The sequence below is a fragment of the Methanobrevibacter sp. genome (assembly GCF_045120835.1).
Classification (GTDB): domain Archaea; phylum Methanobacteriota; class Methanobacteria; order Methanobacteriales; family Methanobacteriaceae; genus Methanocatella.
In genome coordinates this window covers 1-15,745 of the sequence record NZ_JBGVFE010000009.1, presented here as the reverse complement: position 1 = coordinate 15,745, position 15,745 = coordinate 1, and the positions used below count along the sequence as shown (strand labels likewise).

Genomic DNA, 15,745 nt, shown 5'->3' with positions numbered 1-15,745 from the left:
TTTGCTAAAGTTATGCGTATTCTTATATTTTATATTTACTCTAATCTAAACCACCCTGTATTCTGTCCATTTATCTGAGAAATATCTGTAAACGTAAATTCCTGCCCTTACATACCAGTCAATAAACATTGCAATCCATGTTCCGAAAACTCCAATTCCCATCCAATCGGCAATTACATAGGAAAGGCCTATTCTGCATGCAAACATTACTGCCAGACTGATGTACATCACTGATTTTGAGTCTCCTGCCCCCCTGAATGTTGCAGGCAGAGTAAACGACAGCGGCCAGATGATTATTGCAAAAATTCCGTGCCATATTACCATTTCTGTTGTCATGGCTGCAGTCTGGGCAGACAAGTTATAGATGCCTAAAATTAAAGGCAGCACAGCAAAGATTACTGCATTGATAATAATATGTGTGATGATAACTATAATTAACATTTTCTTATTGTAGTATCTTGCCTGTTCATAATCATTGGCTCCAACACAATTTGATATGACTGCTGTGAGACCCAAATTGATTGCAAAACCCGGCAGAACTGAAAATATTCCGATTGCATATCCTACAGAGTTAGCGGCAATAGCCATAGTCCCGAATGTTGCAACTATGCTTAAAACCAAAACCCTCCCCAATTGGAAGAGTCCATTTTCAACACCATATGGAATGCCTACCTGCAATACCTTTTTAAGTATGAAAAAGTCAAATTTGTGCTTTAAAGTCCTTTTAAGATGGAGTTTGTAGCCATCATCCACAACAAAGTACAATATCAGGACTGCCGCAAGAGCCCTTGAAATTACCGTTGGAATAGCCACTCCACGAACATCCCAACCGAGATAATATATGCAGAATGCATTGCCGATGACATTTAAAATGTCGCAAACAAGCAAAATCTTCATCGGAAGCGATGCATCATTGGTTGTTCTAAAAATTGCCGCTCCAGCATTGTAGATGGCTAAAAACGGAATTGACAATGCAACAATGTAGAGATACATGTCCGCATTCGCCCAGACGTCTGCTTCAATTTGACCGAAGAGGATTCCGATTAAAAACTGCCTTAAAATGATTACAAAAATCATCAGGACCGTTGAAAGGATTGTTGAAAACCACATTAGTTGAGTTGCAGAGTTTCGTGCCTTTTTAATCTGTTTGTCTCCCAAATACTGTCCGGCAACAACCGCCCCTCCTGTTGCAAGGGCTGAAAAGGAAAAGATAAGAAGCTGAACTAGAAAGTCAACCAGCGAGACACCTGAAATTGCAGCCTCACCCAGCGATGCAACCATTACCGAATCGGCAAAACCGACAAAGAATTCCAAGGAATATTCTATTAAAAGCGGAATGAACAAAGCAAGCAATGCCCTATTTGAATACAAATATCCTTCGGGAGTTTTGATTAAATTGGAAACGTTCATAATATCAAAAATAATAATTCTAAATAATAATATTTAAATGACCCCATATGAACTTTTTTATAGGTTAGGTCAGAAAATAGTCAATTAAAGAAAAAAAATAAATTTAAAGGTAGATGACTACCTTATAAAGTTTGTACGAGCTTTAGGCTCTTCTCTTAAAGTCAAACCTTTTTCAGCACCGGCTTCAATACATTTAAGGAAAAATGCCATATTGCGACCTAACTGCCTCATTGTGGATAATCCTTCCTCATCCTGAAGTACCTCTTCGGGAGTGTTTCCGTGAACCATGTTCCAGTAATAGGATGAAATGATTGGCATGCAGGAGATTCCCAGATATTTGATTAGCTGGTCATAGGTTGAAGTTGTACCGGCACGTCTAGCAGAACACACTACAGCTCCAGGCTTGTTTTTGAATGCCTTTGCTCCATCACCGTGAGAGTTTGAGTAGAATGCCCTGTCGAGAAATGAAACCACAGACCCGTTTGCACCTGCATAGTATACCGGTGAGCCAAATACAAATCCATCTGCATCATATGCCTTTTTGACGAATTCGTTAACAACATCATTGTCAAATGTGCATTGGCCTTTCTCGCCACATTTCATGCATGCGATGCAGCCTGTAATGGGTTTTGTCTTAATCCAGAAAATCTCGGTTTCAATTCCTTCATCATTTAAGGTTTTTTCCACTTCACAAAGTGCTGTATATGTACATCCGTTTTTATTCGGACTTCCGTTAACTAGAATTACTTTCATTTTAATAATCTCCATCAATCAATCTTTGAACAAGGAAATGACCCTCTCTAAATTCAAGTGAACCTTTCTTTACTCCCTCTTCATCAAATGATTCGCACCCATCACCTTCACGCTCTGAATCGAAGATGATTATAGGCACATTATCACGGGTATGGGTTCCGACACTGATTGGTGTTGGATGATCCGGCAGTATAGCTCCCCTATAAGGTTCGCCTTCCAGGCTTTCAATGATTGGTCCAACAATGAACTCATCGATTCTCTCAATGGCCTTTACTTTCTCAGCAGTGTTTTGAGCATGTCCTGCCTCATCAGGAGCTTCAATATGAATCAATAACAAATCATGATTTTTTAAAGCTTCAATTCCATATTCACCTTTTTGTTTATAGTCAGTGTCAAAGTATCCTGTAGCTCCGGGAACGTCTATAGTATCCATTCCTGCAAAGTTGCCGATTCCCTTAAGCAGGTCCACACCAGTGATTACTGCTGCGGTTATTCCATAGGTCTCTTCAAAGTTAGGCAACTTAGGTGTTACGCCCTGACCCCATAGCCAGATCATGTTTGCAGGGATTTCCCTTTTCTGATTGACTTCAGCAGTCTCAAGATACTCCTTTGCCTCAAACATTATATTATGGAATTCTTCGGCCAGCTCGCAGTCACCGAAGAGGTTATCCAATAACTTTTCACCTGCAATATCATGAGGAGGCATGGTTTTGATGCCTGACAATATTTGAGCATCCTCCACGCTGTCACATGAGTAGACAAAAAGATGCCTGTAGCTTACTCCAGTGTAGAATTTGCCCTTAAAGTCGGGATATTTCTCATTGAAGAATTCGTTCAGCCCTTTCATCAACTCATCAGCTTCGGCAGTTGAAATATGGCCCGCATTGAAGTCATCCATTTCATCATTTTCCGTATAGATTGTATTGCATCTGAATATCACATCTTCAGGTTTTGTTGGAATTCCTTCGCTGCCCGCCTCAAGAGGTCCACGGCCGGTATAGTAATCTGCAGGGTTGAACCCGAAAATGCTCATGTTTGCAACATCAGACCCCGGAGTGTACTGGTCGGGAACATTGTTTGTAAATCCTCCAAATCCTTTCTTGGCCAATTTGTCAATATTTGGTGTATTGGCCACCATCAAAGGAGTCTTGCCGCCTAATTCGTCTACAGGATAATCGCTGGAACCGTCAGGAATAAAAATTACGTATTTCATGTTATCAAAAAAAGTATAAGAATTAGTATTTTGATTTTAAAATACTAATCAAATCAGTCAACATCGCAGAAGCAGTTTCAAGGGAACCTGCTCCGAGTCCAATTACAGACACTTCATCAGCCAAATCAGTCTTGATTGTAGCCATATTTAAGGTGCCGCTTACATCATAGGAACTTCCTCTTTTAACCAAACGAGGAGATACCTGCAAGTTATCAGGAGATACTTCAGCTATTAATTTTATTAAATAGTCATCTTTTTTAGCTAGTTCAATAGCCTGTGAATTAATCTTTGAAATACCTTCAACTTTAACATCGCTGTATGTTGCATCAATTCCCAAAAGAGAATTGGCCAAAATAACTGTTTTGCAAGCTGCATCAATACCTTCAACATCCTGTGTAGGGTCAGTTTCTGCAATGCCCAGTTCCTGTGATTCTTTTAAAATAACTTCATACTCAGAGCCTTCTGAAGTCATCCTTGACAAGATATAGTTTGTAGTGCCGTTCAAAATACCCTTGATTGATTTTATCTCACAGGAAGCGAGAGTGTCTTTTGTGAAATTGATGATAGGCATTGAACCGCCAACACTGGCCTCATATTTGAATTCCACGCCAGCCTCTTCAGCTGCCCCAACTACCTCTTTGAATTTTAAAGCTAAATGTCCCTTATTTGATGTTACAACATCCTTTCCCTGTTCAAATGCTTTAAGTGTTAGTGAAAATGCAGGCTCTGCATCGACGATATTTGTAGGAGTTGCTTCAATAAGACAATCGTATTCAACGGCATCCAAAACATCCTCACCACTTACATCAGACCCGAATTCAGGGTATGCGGATAGTTTTCCTTCTTCATTTTTAGTTTTAACAAGCAATTCTTCATCCAAACCTTCTTGTGAGATTGCAGATGAAGATGAATCTGCTGCTGCCACTACCTTTACCGCAACACCAGTTTTATCTTTAATCAAATCTTTCTTCATGGAAATGGCATTGGCAACACCTTGGCCAACTGAACCGAATCCCATAATAATGACTTTACACTCATCCATAATAATCATCACTTAAACTTCATTAATCACTAATAATTCCTTTTCTTCGGCAATTTCTGCAATTCTATCAAATACGATTTGCTTTTTGCCAATATCAGTTTCAATATTAATCAGTGCAGTGGATTTTTCCTCACCATTCAGTTTGATATCAAATGCCACAATTACGACACCTTCCAATTCATTGATTCTATCCATAGTGTCCCTTAAGTCCTGATCTACAATGTGGCCAAAGAATATTGTAGTGATTGTTTCCTTTTTAACAACACCATCCATTTCAATAATGGTAAATCCCAATTCCTCAAATCTGCCAACTACTTTTTTAAGTTCTTCATGTTCTCCTTCCAAAGTCAACTGAACCGGAACTTTTCCGTTTTCATTTTTATAATCTCTTTTATGGATAACAGTTACCAGATTGGCACCAAAGACACTTATTGGCTCCAATGCTTTAACCAACTGTCCCGGAGAATCTAAAAGTTCTAGAACCAAGTTTATTCTCATATAAACCCCTCTTAATTTGTCCAATCTGCTCTTTTTACAATAAGATTTCCATCTTTGTCAATATTGGCATTTCTTAGTATTTTTTCAGGATTTTTTTCTCTGGATTCGTCTTCACGGGTTAAATTCAAGTTATCAGTAATATACCAGGTTTCATCTGAATCCGGAATGTCTTCTAAAATCTTTGAGAATTTTTCTATAATATCTTCTGCATCTTTTTCGATTGTCATAATTAAACTCCTAATTAATAATATAATTATTTTGTTTTTCAATATTAATAAAGTTAAAGAATTTTTTCCCAAAAAAAGGCGCATACCCCTATTTCAAATTCTTTAAATTTTGAGGGAATGTGCTTGCTGTTTTTTAGCAATTTTATTGATTACCATTGTTGTCTTTGCAGAACCGCTGTATTTAATACTTGCCGGCACTATTAAAACCTTATGTTTTCCTACAGACAATTCATTTGTTGAATAACCGAATGCACCATTGTAGGTTTCCTTTTTGCCTTTAATTTTCTTACTTTTCAAATGGATAACCTTATATTTTTTCCCGGTATAAATCAGCAAGTTAATTTTAACGCCATTAATGCCCTTGTTGGTTTTCTTATCCTTAACGATATATGAAATCAGGGCACCGTTATTGTCATTGACCCTTTTTTGAACCTTAAAAGTTAATTGCTTTGGCTTTATAACCTTAATAGAAGAGGTTACTGTATTAAATAAATATCCTGGATGTGTCGCGCTAACAATGACCTTATGATTGCCTTTGGACAAACCGGAAGTCTTGAAAGTAGCCACCCCATTGGCATTGGTAGTAACTTTAACGAATTTAGACTTTTTACCGGTAAAAATCTGTAAGGTCAACTGCATATTGGCAATTGGTTTGTTATTTTTAGAATCAATCAAATAAACAGACCATAACGTACCCTTTTTCAAAACAACAGTTAATTTAGAAGCCTTAATAACAGCAACTGCCTTTTTGACATTGATGCCGACAGTTCCAGTAGTAGGAAAATGATTTTCATCAGGGGTTGTCTCAACCTGAAGCGTATAGGTACCAACATCCAAACCGGATATTGTAATTACCTTATTTGCATAAGTAATCCTGGCATTGGGCTGACCCAATACCCTAATGTTTTTCTCCTCAACAGTGCCTCCTTCAACTGTAACAAATATGGAACCTGACCCTCCATATTCAAATGCGACACCAGCACTGAAGCTAACAGTAGACTTCAAAATTCCCAAATTTAAAGTGTAGGTTTCTTCAGAATCATTATATAACTTATTTGAAAATGAAACAGTAATTTTGTATGTTCCATTTGCAAAATCCGACAATGGTATGCTGACTACACCATATTCATCACTGCCAAGGGAGTAATGACTGACATGATTAAGTTTATCAGCAATTTTAATATCTAACCACACGCTGGAAACCTTTTCATTGCCCGGATTGCTTAATACATCAAAATCCAATGATTTGTCCAAACCTCCCTTTTCAAAAACCAAATTTCCAGGTTTGACATATAATCCTGTTGAGTTTACAGTGCCGAAAAAGTTTCTAGGGTCATTATTTTCACATGTGCAGTTGAATATTACTCCCTCATATAGATTGTTGCCTCCTTTTGCATTTGCAGTATTTTTAGCAAAAGAACAGTTTATAGCAATGGTTGAATACATTGCCCCACCGTATTCCGCAGCATTGCCATAAAAAGACGAATTGTAGACTTCACAGATATACGTATTCACATTCATTATGGCTCCGCCACAGATTGTTGCGGCATTATTCTCAAAATGACAATTAGAAATTATGCTTTCATTGAAAGAGTATACTGCTCCACCGGACCTTGCAAAACAGTCATAGAACCTGGAATCATTAACTTCAAGTTTTGAATAGGAAATTATGGCCCCTCCGAAATTTCCGATTTCACCAACTCTGGAAACTGAAGTGTTTAAAAATGTACAGTTATTTACATATAAGCTAATGTCTTTTCCTTTCGAATTGTAAACGGCACCTCCAAAGTGATTGGCATGGCAATCAATGAAAGTACAATTTTCTAAGTATAGTTCCCCCTGATTATAAATTGCACCACCATAATCTCGAACAAATATGCTGTTATAATCTTTAATGCCCGGAGGATAGCTAATTTTAAAAATCAAATTGCTTATCTTCACTTCCTTAACCCCAGGAAGAACATTGAATATCCTTCCGGTATTTCCATAGATCGTATGTCCGTTACCGTTTAGGGCAATTTCATGCTTTATATCAATTCCTTCATATGAAAAATCAGAATCTTCTTCATCAAACAGATAATCCTTATCCAAATCAAGGGCATACTTTCTGACAATCTGATATTCCAAATCGGCGAATGTACCATATCCCCCATTTTCACTTAGATGCATATCATTTTCATCAGTTTGTGAAATTGCATCATCTAAAGAATATTGATTTAATATGTCACCAGAATCTTCATATGTGACATTGTCAAGAGTTTCAGAAGCCGTAACCTGAGGCAAAATACAGATTACAAGCATTAACGCCAGTAATATCAGATATCTCTTCTTTAACATGTGAAAACACCATTATTTATAGTTTATGTGAATAAGTTTGTTTCTTTTTAGCTGCCTTTTTAATTATCATTGTTGTCTTTGCAGATCCACTGTATTTGATATTTGCAGGAATAACCAAGACCTTATGTTTTCCAACAGACAGATCATTTGTTGAAAAACCCATAGCTCCATTATATTTGCCGCTTTTTTTGGTTTTAAGAGAGATAACCTTATATTTCTTTCCAGTGTAGATTAAAAGGTTAATCTTAACGCCATTGATTCCCTTATTGGTCTTTTTATCCTTAACAACATATGAAATCAGCGCACCGTCATTGTCATTTACCCTTTTTTGAACCTTAAAGGTCAACTCTTTCGGCTTTATGACTTTAATGGAAGAAGTAACAGTATTGAAAGAAAATCCCGGATGTGACCCGCTAACAATTACCTTATGATTGCCTTTGGACAAACCGGAAGTCTTGAAAGAAGCCACCCCATTGGCATTGGTGGTGACCTTAACGATTTTATATTTTTTGCCCGTGTAAACCTTTAAAGTCAACTGCATATTGGCAATAACCTTGTTAGTTTTAGAATCAACCAGATAAACAGACCATAAAGTACCTTTTTTCAATGCAACTGTCAATTTGGAAGCCTTAATAACAGCAACCGCCTTTTTAACATTGATTGGCACTGTTCCTACAGTAGCGAAATGATTTTCATCAGGAGTTGTCTCAACCTGTAATGTATATGTGCCGACATCCAGACCGGATATTGTGATTAGCTTATTTACTAAAGTAATTTTAGCCTTAGGCTGGCCCAATACCCTAATATTTTTCTCTTCAACAATACCACCGTCAACTATGACAAATATGGAACCTGATCCTCCGTATTCAAAAGCGACACCTGCACTGAAACTAACAGTAGAATTCAGAATGCCCAAATATAAAGTATATTCCTTTTCATCACAATTAAATAATTTATTTGAAAATGAAACCCTAACCTTATATGTGCCGTTTGCAAAATCAGACAACGGTATTCCAACTACACCGTATTCATCACTGCCCAAAGAGTAGTTCCTGGTCTGATTGAATTTATCTGTAATTACAATATTTAATCCTACACCGGACACTTTTTCATTACTAGGATTGCTGAATGTATAAAACTCCAGTGATTTGTCAAAACCTCCCATTTCAAAATTCAGCCTTCCAGGATTAAAATAAAATCCTGTGGAATTTGGAGTACTATAAAAGTCTTCAGGAGCATTCCTATCGCTTGTACAGTTTAATATTGCCCCTCCATTTGCATTATTTCCCTGTTTGGTGACTGCCGAATTATTTACAAAAGAACAGTTTACAGCAATTACTGAAAATAGTGCACCACCATATTGGGCTTTATTATCATGAAATGAAGAATTATAAACCTCACAAATATCTGGAAGCATGTTAAATATGGCGCCACCACTTATGGATGCAAAGTTATTCTCAAAATAACTATTTAAAATAGTGGTGCGATTAAATGAAAGTACTGCTCCGCCAAATCTTCCGTAATTATCATAAAACTTGGAACTGATGATTGCGAGTTTGCCAGCCGACCAAATTGCTCCTCCACCATAATAATTTTTATAAATGGAATTTCTTAAGAAAGTGCAATTGTCTGTGGTTAAAGTATTGTTATTGAAAATTGCACCGCCCTGAGCATTTGAATGACAGTCGGTGAAAGTACAGTTTTCCAAATATAATTCCCCATCATTAAAGATTGCTCCGGCATAGTCAAGTCCCGGAGAATAATATTCATCAGCATTAGGATAATAAACGTTTTTGATGTTTAAGTTATGGATTTTTACATCAGATACTCCAATATTGACATAAAATACCCGGGACATATTCGTATAGATTGTATGGCCCTTACCGTCCAATGTCATTTCATGGCTAATCCCAATACCTGATACATTATATCTTGAATCAGATTCCTCCAGAATATAATCCCTATCCAATTCGATTTCATGATTATTGACAATTAAATCCTCTAACTGCGAATAGGTTCCGTAACCATTTTCCCCTATTAGAATTTCATCGTCCTGTTTTAATGTTTTTGAAGAATCATCCTGCGTGAGATTATTCAGATTTTCAGCCGCTACAACATGAGATATGCTAAAAATAAAAATTATCAGAAATAATATTGCAATATACCTTTTCTTAAACATGATGATTCAGACTCCTTTATAATATATGTGAGTAGGTCTGTTTCTTTTTAGCCGCCTTTTTGATAATCATTGTTGTCTTTGCAGATCCGCTGTATTTGATATTTGCAGGAACGATTATTACCTTATGTTTACCTACGGACAAATCATTGGTTGAAAAACCCATAGCTCCATTATATTTACCGCTTTTTTTAGTTTTGAGACTTATAACCTTATATTTCTTTCCGGTGTAAATCAATAAGTTGATTTTAACACCATTGATTCCCTTATTGGTCTTCTTGTCCTTGACAACATAAGAAATCAAGGCACCATTCTTGTCATTGACTCTTTTTTGAACCTTAAAAGTTAACTGTTTTGGTTTAATGACCTTGATAGAAGAGGTTAGCGTATTGAATGAATATCCAGAATGTGTTCCACTAACAATAATCTTATGAGTTCCTTTAGACAAACTGGAAGTCTTATAAGTCGCAACACCATTGGCATTGGTGGTAACTTTAACGATCTTATATTTTTTACCTGTAAAAACCTGCAGGGCCAACTGCATATTGGCAATAGGCATGTTGGTTCTGGAATCAACCAAATAAATAGACCACAATGTGCCCTTTTTCAAAGCAACAGTTAACTGTGAAGCCTTAATGACAGCAACCGCCTTTTTAACTGAAATACTTATTGTACCTTCACCTGGAGAATGGTTTTCATCAGGAATTGATATGACCCTTAAAGTGTAACTACCGACATCCAGACCGGAAATTGTCACCAATTTTCCATTCAAATCGATTTTAGCTTCGGGATGGCCAACAACTTTAATATTTTTAAGTTCAAGAGTGCCTCCCACTACATTAACATAAACAGATCCCACACGACCATATTCAAAAACAATACCTGCACTGAAACTGATTTTTGATTGGACTTTACCCAATACTAAGGTATAGTTTATCTGAGTATTGTTATAGAAATCCTCTGCGAAAAATACGGTCAATTTATATGTTCCGTTGGTTAAATTTGATAATGGCATGCTGGCAATTCCGGTTTCATTAGTCCTTACAAGATAATAGTTGTAATCTCCATATTCATCTTCAATTCTTAAATATAAGTCAATTGCAGAAATAACTTCACCATTAGGATTGCTTTTTACAAGAAGTTCCAATTTTGCATCTTCCCTATTATCGAAAATTAAATTTAGCGGTTCACATGAAAATGATTCGGAATTAATCACATCATAGAAATATTCGCTAGTCTGTTTTTCACTAATGGAATCGATATTTACGCCGGAATACATATTATGTCCTTTTTTGGTATCTGCATGATTGTCACTATCGAAATAACATCTTATAGCAGACACATCATAGACGGCACCCCCATATGCCGCCTGATTGCTTTTAAAACTGCAGTTATACACACTGGATGCATTATACCTGTGATTGTAGATTGCGCCACCTCGGGTAGTTGCCCTGTTGTTTACAAAAGTACAGTCATAAATGTAAGATTCACAAGAAGTTGCTATTGCACCACCATCATTTCCGAAATTGTTCTCAAAAGTTGAATTTATAATCATGGCTCGACCATAGGCAGCTATTGCGCCACCTCCTACCAAATCCTCATCATCAAAGTATTCATCAGTATCCAGAACCGAATTGTTAATGAATTTACAGTTATTCAAATACAATGTAGCATAATCTGCATTTAAGATTGCACCTCCCAGTACCAAGGCAAAATTATTTATGAATGTGCAATTTTCCAAATAAATACTGCCCGTATTAATCAATGCTCCACCATAATAAAGTGCATTACCGTCATATGTTTCTAAAAATTCTGGAGAATATATATTTTCAAAATTCAGATTGTAAATATAGACATCCCTAACTATTTCCAATGCAACAAATGTTCTTGCACCATTTGCATAAATCGTATGATTATTACCATTCAAGACAAGTTCATGGCCAATATATATACCGCTCTTTAAAGATTCATCATCCTTTTCAGGGTTAAAAGCATAATCCCTATCCAATTCTATAACATATTGTTCATATACTAAAGTATCCAAATCTGTGAACGTTCCACATTCCTTACTTGAAAGTTCAACTTCTGCAGTTTCATCAATCGTTTCCTCAAAGTCTGTGTCCGTTAAATTATCAAAATCCTCTGCTGCACTGACCTGAGACATCATACAAATCAATACAAACAGAAATCCCAAAATCACCAAATGTTTTTTCATTGACATGTTTAATCTCCGAATTATCTTTAATGTTAATTTGTCATATTATAATTTATGTGAGTATAATGGTTTCTTTTTAGCTGCCTTTTTGATTATCATTGTTGTCTTTGCAGAACCGCTATATCTGATATCTGCAGGAACAACCAAAACCTTATGTTTGCCTACAGACAAGGCATTAGTTGAAAAACCAATAGCCCCATTATATTTGCCGCTTTTTTTAGTCTTGAGAGTTATAATCTTATATTTTTTACCTGTGTAAATCAATAAGTTGATTTTAACACCATTGATTCCCTTATTGGTCTTCTTGTCCTTGACAACATAAGAAATCAAAGCACCATTCTTGTCATTGACTCTTTTTTGAACCTTGAAAGTTAACTGTTTTGGTTTAATGACCTTAATGGAAGAAGTCACCGTATTGAATGAATATCCGGGATGTGTACCGCTGACTATAACTTTATGAGTTCCTTTAGACAAACCGGAAGTCTTGTAAGTCGCAACACCATTGGCATTAGTAGTTACATGAACAATAGAAGACTTGCTGCCAGTGAAAACAGTTAATGTCAACTGCATATTGGCAATAGGCCTATTTGTCTTAGGATCTACCAAATAAACAGACCACAAAGTGCCCTTTTTCAAAGCAACAGTCAACTGAGAAGCCCTAATAACAGCAACGGCCTTTTTAACAGAAAAGTCAATGACTCCCTCACCGGCCAAATGAATATCGTCGGGAGTTGAAACAACCTTCAATGTATACTTGCCCACTTCCAAACCGGATATCAGAATAATATTCTTATCCAAATCAATATTCGCTTCAGGGTGACCTACAACCTGAATGTTTTTACGTTCAACGCTTCCTCCCTCAACATTAACATAAATTGACCCTACACTGCCATATTCAAAAATAACGCTGGAACTAAAACTAACCAATGAATTCTGTTTGCCTATCATCACCTTATAGGACATTTCCGTATCATTGTATCTTTTATCTAAAAAAGACACCTTCATCTTATAAGTTCCATTTGAAAAACTCTTTAGATATAGGCTGGCTATACCTCCTTTAACCGTGTCTATAATACATTCACGAACATTCTGTTCTTCATCTTCAAATACTAATCTTAATGAAACGCCACCAATTCTTTCACCGCCAGGATTGCTTGAAACAATTATGTCAAGCGTTTCATTGTTATAATTAAATAATAATCTTTGCACCCCAAATGAGAATCCTGTTGAATTTGTGGTATTGAAATAGTTTCCTGCATTGTCGTTTTCGCCCGTACAATTTATATTGACACCATTATACATGTAATTTCCATTGGCAGTTGCATAATTGTCATTTCCAAAATAGCAATTTGCAGCAATGCAGTCTTTTAATGAACCTCCATTTTGAGCAGTATTTTGATAAAACGTTGAATTGAAAACATCACAGATATAAAAATTCCTGTTGTGAATTGCTCCCCCATCTGAAGAGGCAGTACTATTTTTAAAGCTGGAATTTGAAATATACGCTTCGCCATTGGTATAAATGGACCCTCCAAAATTAGAGGAAGTATTGTAAAATTCAGAACCTATTACATAAAGCGTATGTAGAGAATATATGGCTCCTCCATAATTTGCAGATGAACAGTTAACAAATGTGCAGTTATTGATGACAAGATTGGCAGTTGTGAAATAATTATTGTAAATCGCCCCTCCATTTTTTGCATACTGATTGGCGAAAGTGCAATTTTCAAGATACATATTTGCACGATTGGATATCGCTCCGCCATAGTCAATACTGCCAGAAGATTCCTTAAGTTTTTCGGGAGTGTAGATGTTTACAAAATTCAGATTGTATATTTCAATGTATCCTCCATCGAGAACCTCAATGGAGCGAACCCCATTCCCATAGATTGTATGGCCATTTCCATTTAAATATACATCACCCAAAATACGAACTCCGGAACTAAGAAATGACTTGTCATCAATCTCCGAACAGTATCTGTAATCCTGATCTAATTCAACAACTCCCATACTTGTACGTATCAAATCTTCCAAGTCTGTAAATGTCCCAACTTCATCATCATTATCTTCTAAGACACCATCATCATCATTTAAGCTAATGCTTTCATCACAATCCTCATTTTGAGTATTGCATGTGACATTGTCCAAATTATCTGTTGCACATGCATGTGAAATAGACAGAATGCCTACCAAAATAAGTAAACACAATATTGCTTTTTTATTCATGGAAATTCACCATTAATATAATACTATTATATCAAAATTAATATTTAAATTCTTTTAAAAATTGAAAAGTTATATTGGCAAAATGATTCCTATTTGTTTAATTGCTCTAAGAATAATTATATCCATTATATTTAATGAAAACATGATATAATATGGCGAATACTTGATAAATAGATGACAAATACTTCATTTATTTTTGAATTTTCTAGAAACCCCTTCCAATTTCATGATTAGATCATTTCTTAATTAATTTTATGGAAACATAGCCTATAAAACATTAAATGAAATGTTTATCAATAATTTTTCAAATTATTAACTCCAGATATAAAGTCAATATACAAAAAAGTATACAAAATATAACACTCTTTAGAAAAAAAGACCAGATTAATTCCTTAAAAAAATACTTATTTTTTAAAAATAAGATAATATTACACTTAATAAAATAATTAAAAAAGTTATATTAAGTTAATAAAAAAATAAACTTAATATTAACGATTAATAAGCCAAATAAACCAAAAATAATGAGATTTTATTTTGCCCGCATACTATACAAAATATTTACTACTTTTAACTCTTACAGTATAATATTAATATAATTTCATATAAAGATTATGAATATTGGTGTTTTTAAAGTGGAAATAATAATATTGGACTACGTGTAAAAAAGGAAGCTATAAAACACATATTAAAGCTAATTATCATCTAAATTGTCAGTTTATCAAATTAGAAAATTTCGGATGAAATCCAACTAGGCTTCCAATTCGACATCATAGATTGTTTTACATTAACAGGTTAATTGCCAACAATATGTAGTAACTTGCTAGGAATAAATAAGAGACAGCAAGCATCATATTTTCAACTACCACAATATCAATTCTCCAAATTGAATTGGAGTGTTTTTAATTGAATTCTCTTTCCACTTCATAAAAACACCATAGATATAAATTATTATATTAGTGTTTTAGAATTAGATATTTTGTCCTTAAACTATTTATAATTTCATATTTTTAAAAATAAATATTGTTTTTGGAGTATAAAATTATTTTAAGAATGAAATATTGCTTAGATATAGTAATAACTAATAAATGAAACTTTTATATACTTTGATTTTCATAATATTATATGACATCTTAGGATGTTTTGGCTGGCACAGTACCAACCAATAGATATGAATGTTGAATGAGGATGTGTCAAAATTTGTTTAACAAATTTGTCCTTATTCAATTTTTAAAAATCTATTTTTTATACCCTTCATTTAATTGTTAACATCAGTACAGATGAATTCATTATTGGAAACATGATTCTGTTGAAATTTCAAGGAGATAGTTGATGATTTTTAATTTTTAATTAATTCGTCTAATGTGATTAACTGTTCTTTTAAGGCTTTAATTTCATTTTCACCTATTTTGGAAATTATTGATTCTTCTATTTCATCATTAATTTGAAGAGCTGCCTTTTGTATTTCTTTACCTTTTTTTGTGATTTTAACAATTTTTTTGCGATTGTCTTTAGGATCAATTTCTTTTGTCAGAAATCCTTTCTTTTCAAGTATCTTCACAGATTTGGTTACACTACTTTTTCCTATGTTTGCTTTTTCTGCAAGATAATCAATAGACACTCCATTATTCAATGCTAAAACTAGGAGCAC

Annotated in this window: 11 protein-coding genes; all 11 read right to left on the bottom strand. The window is 35.0% G+C overall.

All coding sequences use genetic code 11. The features are described from left to right. Positions 1-45 precede the first annotated feature (45 nt). On the bottom strand, positions 46-1,410 hold the full coding sequence (locus ACJMLO_RS00605; protein WP_405292897.1) for an MATE family efflux transporter: 1,365 nt from the start codon (positions 1,408-1,410) through the stop codon (positions 46-48). A 117-nt stretch (positions 1,411-1,527) separates the two neighbouring features. Continuing rightward, the gene (locus tag ACJMLO_RS00600; protein WP_405292895.1) at positions 1,528-2,163 is read right to left on the bottom strand and encodes a flavodoxin family protein; all 636 of its coding nucleotides are present in this window, start codon (positions 2,161-2,163) and stop codon (positions 1,528-1,530) included. Between the two features lies 1 nt (position 2,164). Next, entirely contained in the window at positions 2,165-3,376 is a 1,212-nt protein-coding gene (locus tag ACJMLO_RS00595; RefSeq protein WP_405292893.1) for a cofactor-independent phosphoglycerate mutase, read from the bottom strand. 22 nt (positions 3,377-3,398) lie between these two features. Next, the gene (locus tag ACJMLO_RS00590) at positions 3,399-4,418 is read right to left on the bottom strand and encodes a homoserine dehydrogenase (RefSeq protein WP_405292891.1); all 1,020 of its coding nucleotides are present in this window, start codon (positions 4,416-4,418) and stop codon (positions 3,399-3,401) included. Positions 4,419-4,430: 12 nt separating this feature from the next. Continuing rightward, on the bottom strand, positions 4,431-4,916 hold the full coding sequence (locus ACJMLO_RS00585; RefSeq protein ID WP_405292889.1) for an amino acid-binding protein: 486 nt from the start codon (positions 4,914-4,916) through the stop codon (positions 4,431-4,433). An 11-nt stretch (positions 4,917-4,927) separates the two neighbouring features. Further along, positions 4,928-5,143, bottom strand: coding sequence for an Asp-tRNA(Asn) amidotransferase subunit GatC (gene gatC / locus ACJMLO_RS00580; protein WP_405292887.1), 216 nt, complete (start codon positions 5,141-5,143; stop codon positions 4,928-4,930). Between the two features lie 102 nt (positions 5,144-5,245). Then, a complete protein-coding gene (locus ACJMLO_RS00575; RefSeq protein ID WP_405292885.1) occupies positions 5,246-7,480 on the bottom strand; it encodes a collagen binding domain-containing protein in 2,235 nt (744 codons plus the stop codon). Between the two features lie 16 nt (positions 7,481-7,496). Further along, a complete protein-coding gene (locus ACJMLO_RS00570) occupies positions 7,497-9,659 on the bottom strand; it encodes a hypothetical protein (RefSeq protein WP_405292883.1) in 2,163 nt (720 codons plus the stop codon). A 16-nt stretch (positions 9,660-9,675) separates the two neighbouring features. Continuing rightward, positions 9,676-11,877 (bottom strand): hypothetical protein, encoded by a 2,202-nt coding sequence (locus ACJMLO_RS00565; protein WP_405292881.1) that lies wholly within the window; start codon positions 11,875-11,877, stop codon positions 9,676-9,678. Between the two features lie 39 nt (positions 11,878-11,916). After that, positions 11,917-14,097 carry a hypothetical protein gene (locus ACJMLO_RS00560; protein ID WP_405292879.1) on the bottom strand — a complete coding sequence of 727 codons (2,181 nt, stop codon included), beginning with the start codon at positions 14,095-14,097 and terminating at the stop codon, positions 11,917-11,919. A gap of 1,336 nt (positions 14,098-15,433) precedes the next feature. Next, the coding region (locus tag ACJMLO_RS00555) for a MarR family winged helix-turn-helix transcriptional regulator (RefSeq protein ID WP_405292877.1) at positions 15,434-15,745 on the bottom strand (312 nt) is incomplete at its 5' end.

What these genes read in the sequence shown, in the direction of transcription:
- ACJMLO_RS00605 (WP_405292897.1), bottom strand. Translation starts at nt 1,410, where the DNA reads ATGAACGTTTCCAATTTAATCAAAACTCCCGAAGGATATTTGTATTCA.
- ACJMLO_RS00600 (WP_405292895.1), bottom strand. Translation starts at nt 2,163, where the DNA reads ATGAAAGTAATTCTAGTTAACGGAAGTCCGAATAAAAACGGATGTACA.
- ACJMLO_RS00595 (WP_405292893.1), bottom strand. Translation starts at nt 3,376, where the DNA reads ATGAAATACGTAATTTTTATTCCTGACGGTTCCAGCGATTATCCTGTA.
- ACJMLO_RS00590 (WP_405292891.1), bottom strand. Translation starts at nt 4,418, where the DNA reads ATGGATGAGTGTAAAGTCATTATTATGGGATTCGGTTCAGTTGGCCAA.
- ACJMLO_RS00585 (WP_405292889.1), bottom strand. Translation starts at nt 4,916, where the DNA reads ATGAGAATAAACTTGGTTCTAGAACTTTTAGATTCTCCGGGACAGTTG.
- gatC (WP_405292887.1), bottom strand. Translation starts at nt 5,143, where the DNA reads ATGACAATCGAAAAAGATGCAGAAGATATTATAGAAAAATTCTCAAAG.
- ACJMLO_RS00575 (WP_405292885.1), bottom strand. Translation starts at nt 7,480, where the DNA reads ATGTTAAAGAAGAGATATCTGATATTACTGGCGTTAATGCTTGTAATC.
- ACJMLO_RS00570 (WP_405292883.1), bottom strand. Translation starts at nt 9,659, where the DNA reads ATGTTTAAGAAAAGGTATATTGCAATATTATTTCTGATAATTTTTATT.
- ACJMLO_RS00565 (WP_405292881.1), bottom strand. Translation starts at nt 11,877, where the DNA reads ATGTCAATGAAAAAACATTTGGTGATTTTGGGATTTCTGTTTGTATTG.
- ACJMLO_RS00560 (WP_405292879.1), bottom strand. Translation starts at nt 14,097, where the DNA reads ATGAATAAAAAAGCAATATTGTGTTTACTTATTTTGGTAGGCATTCTG.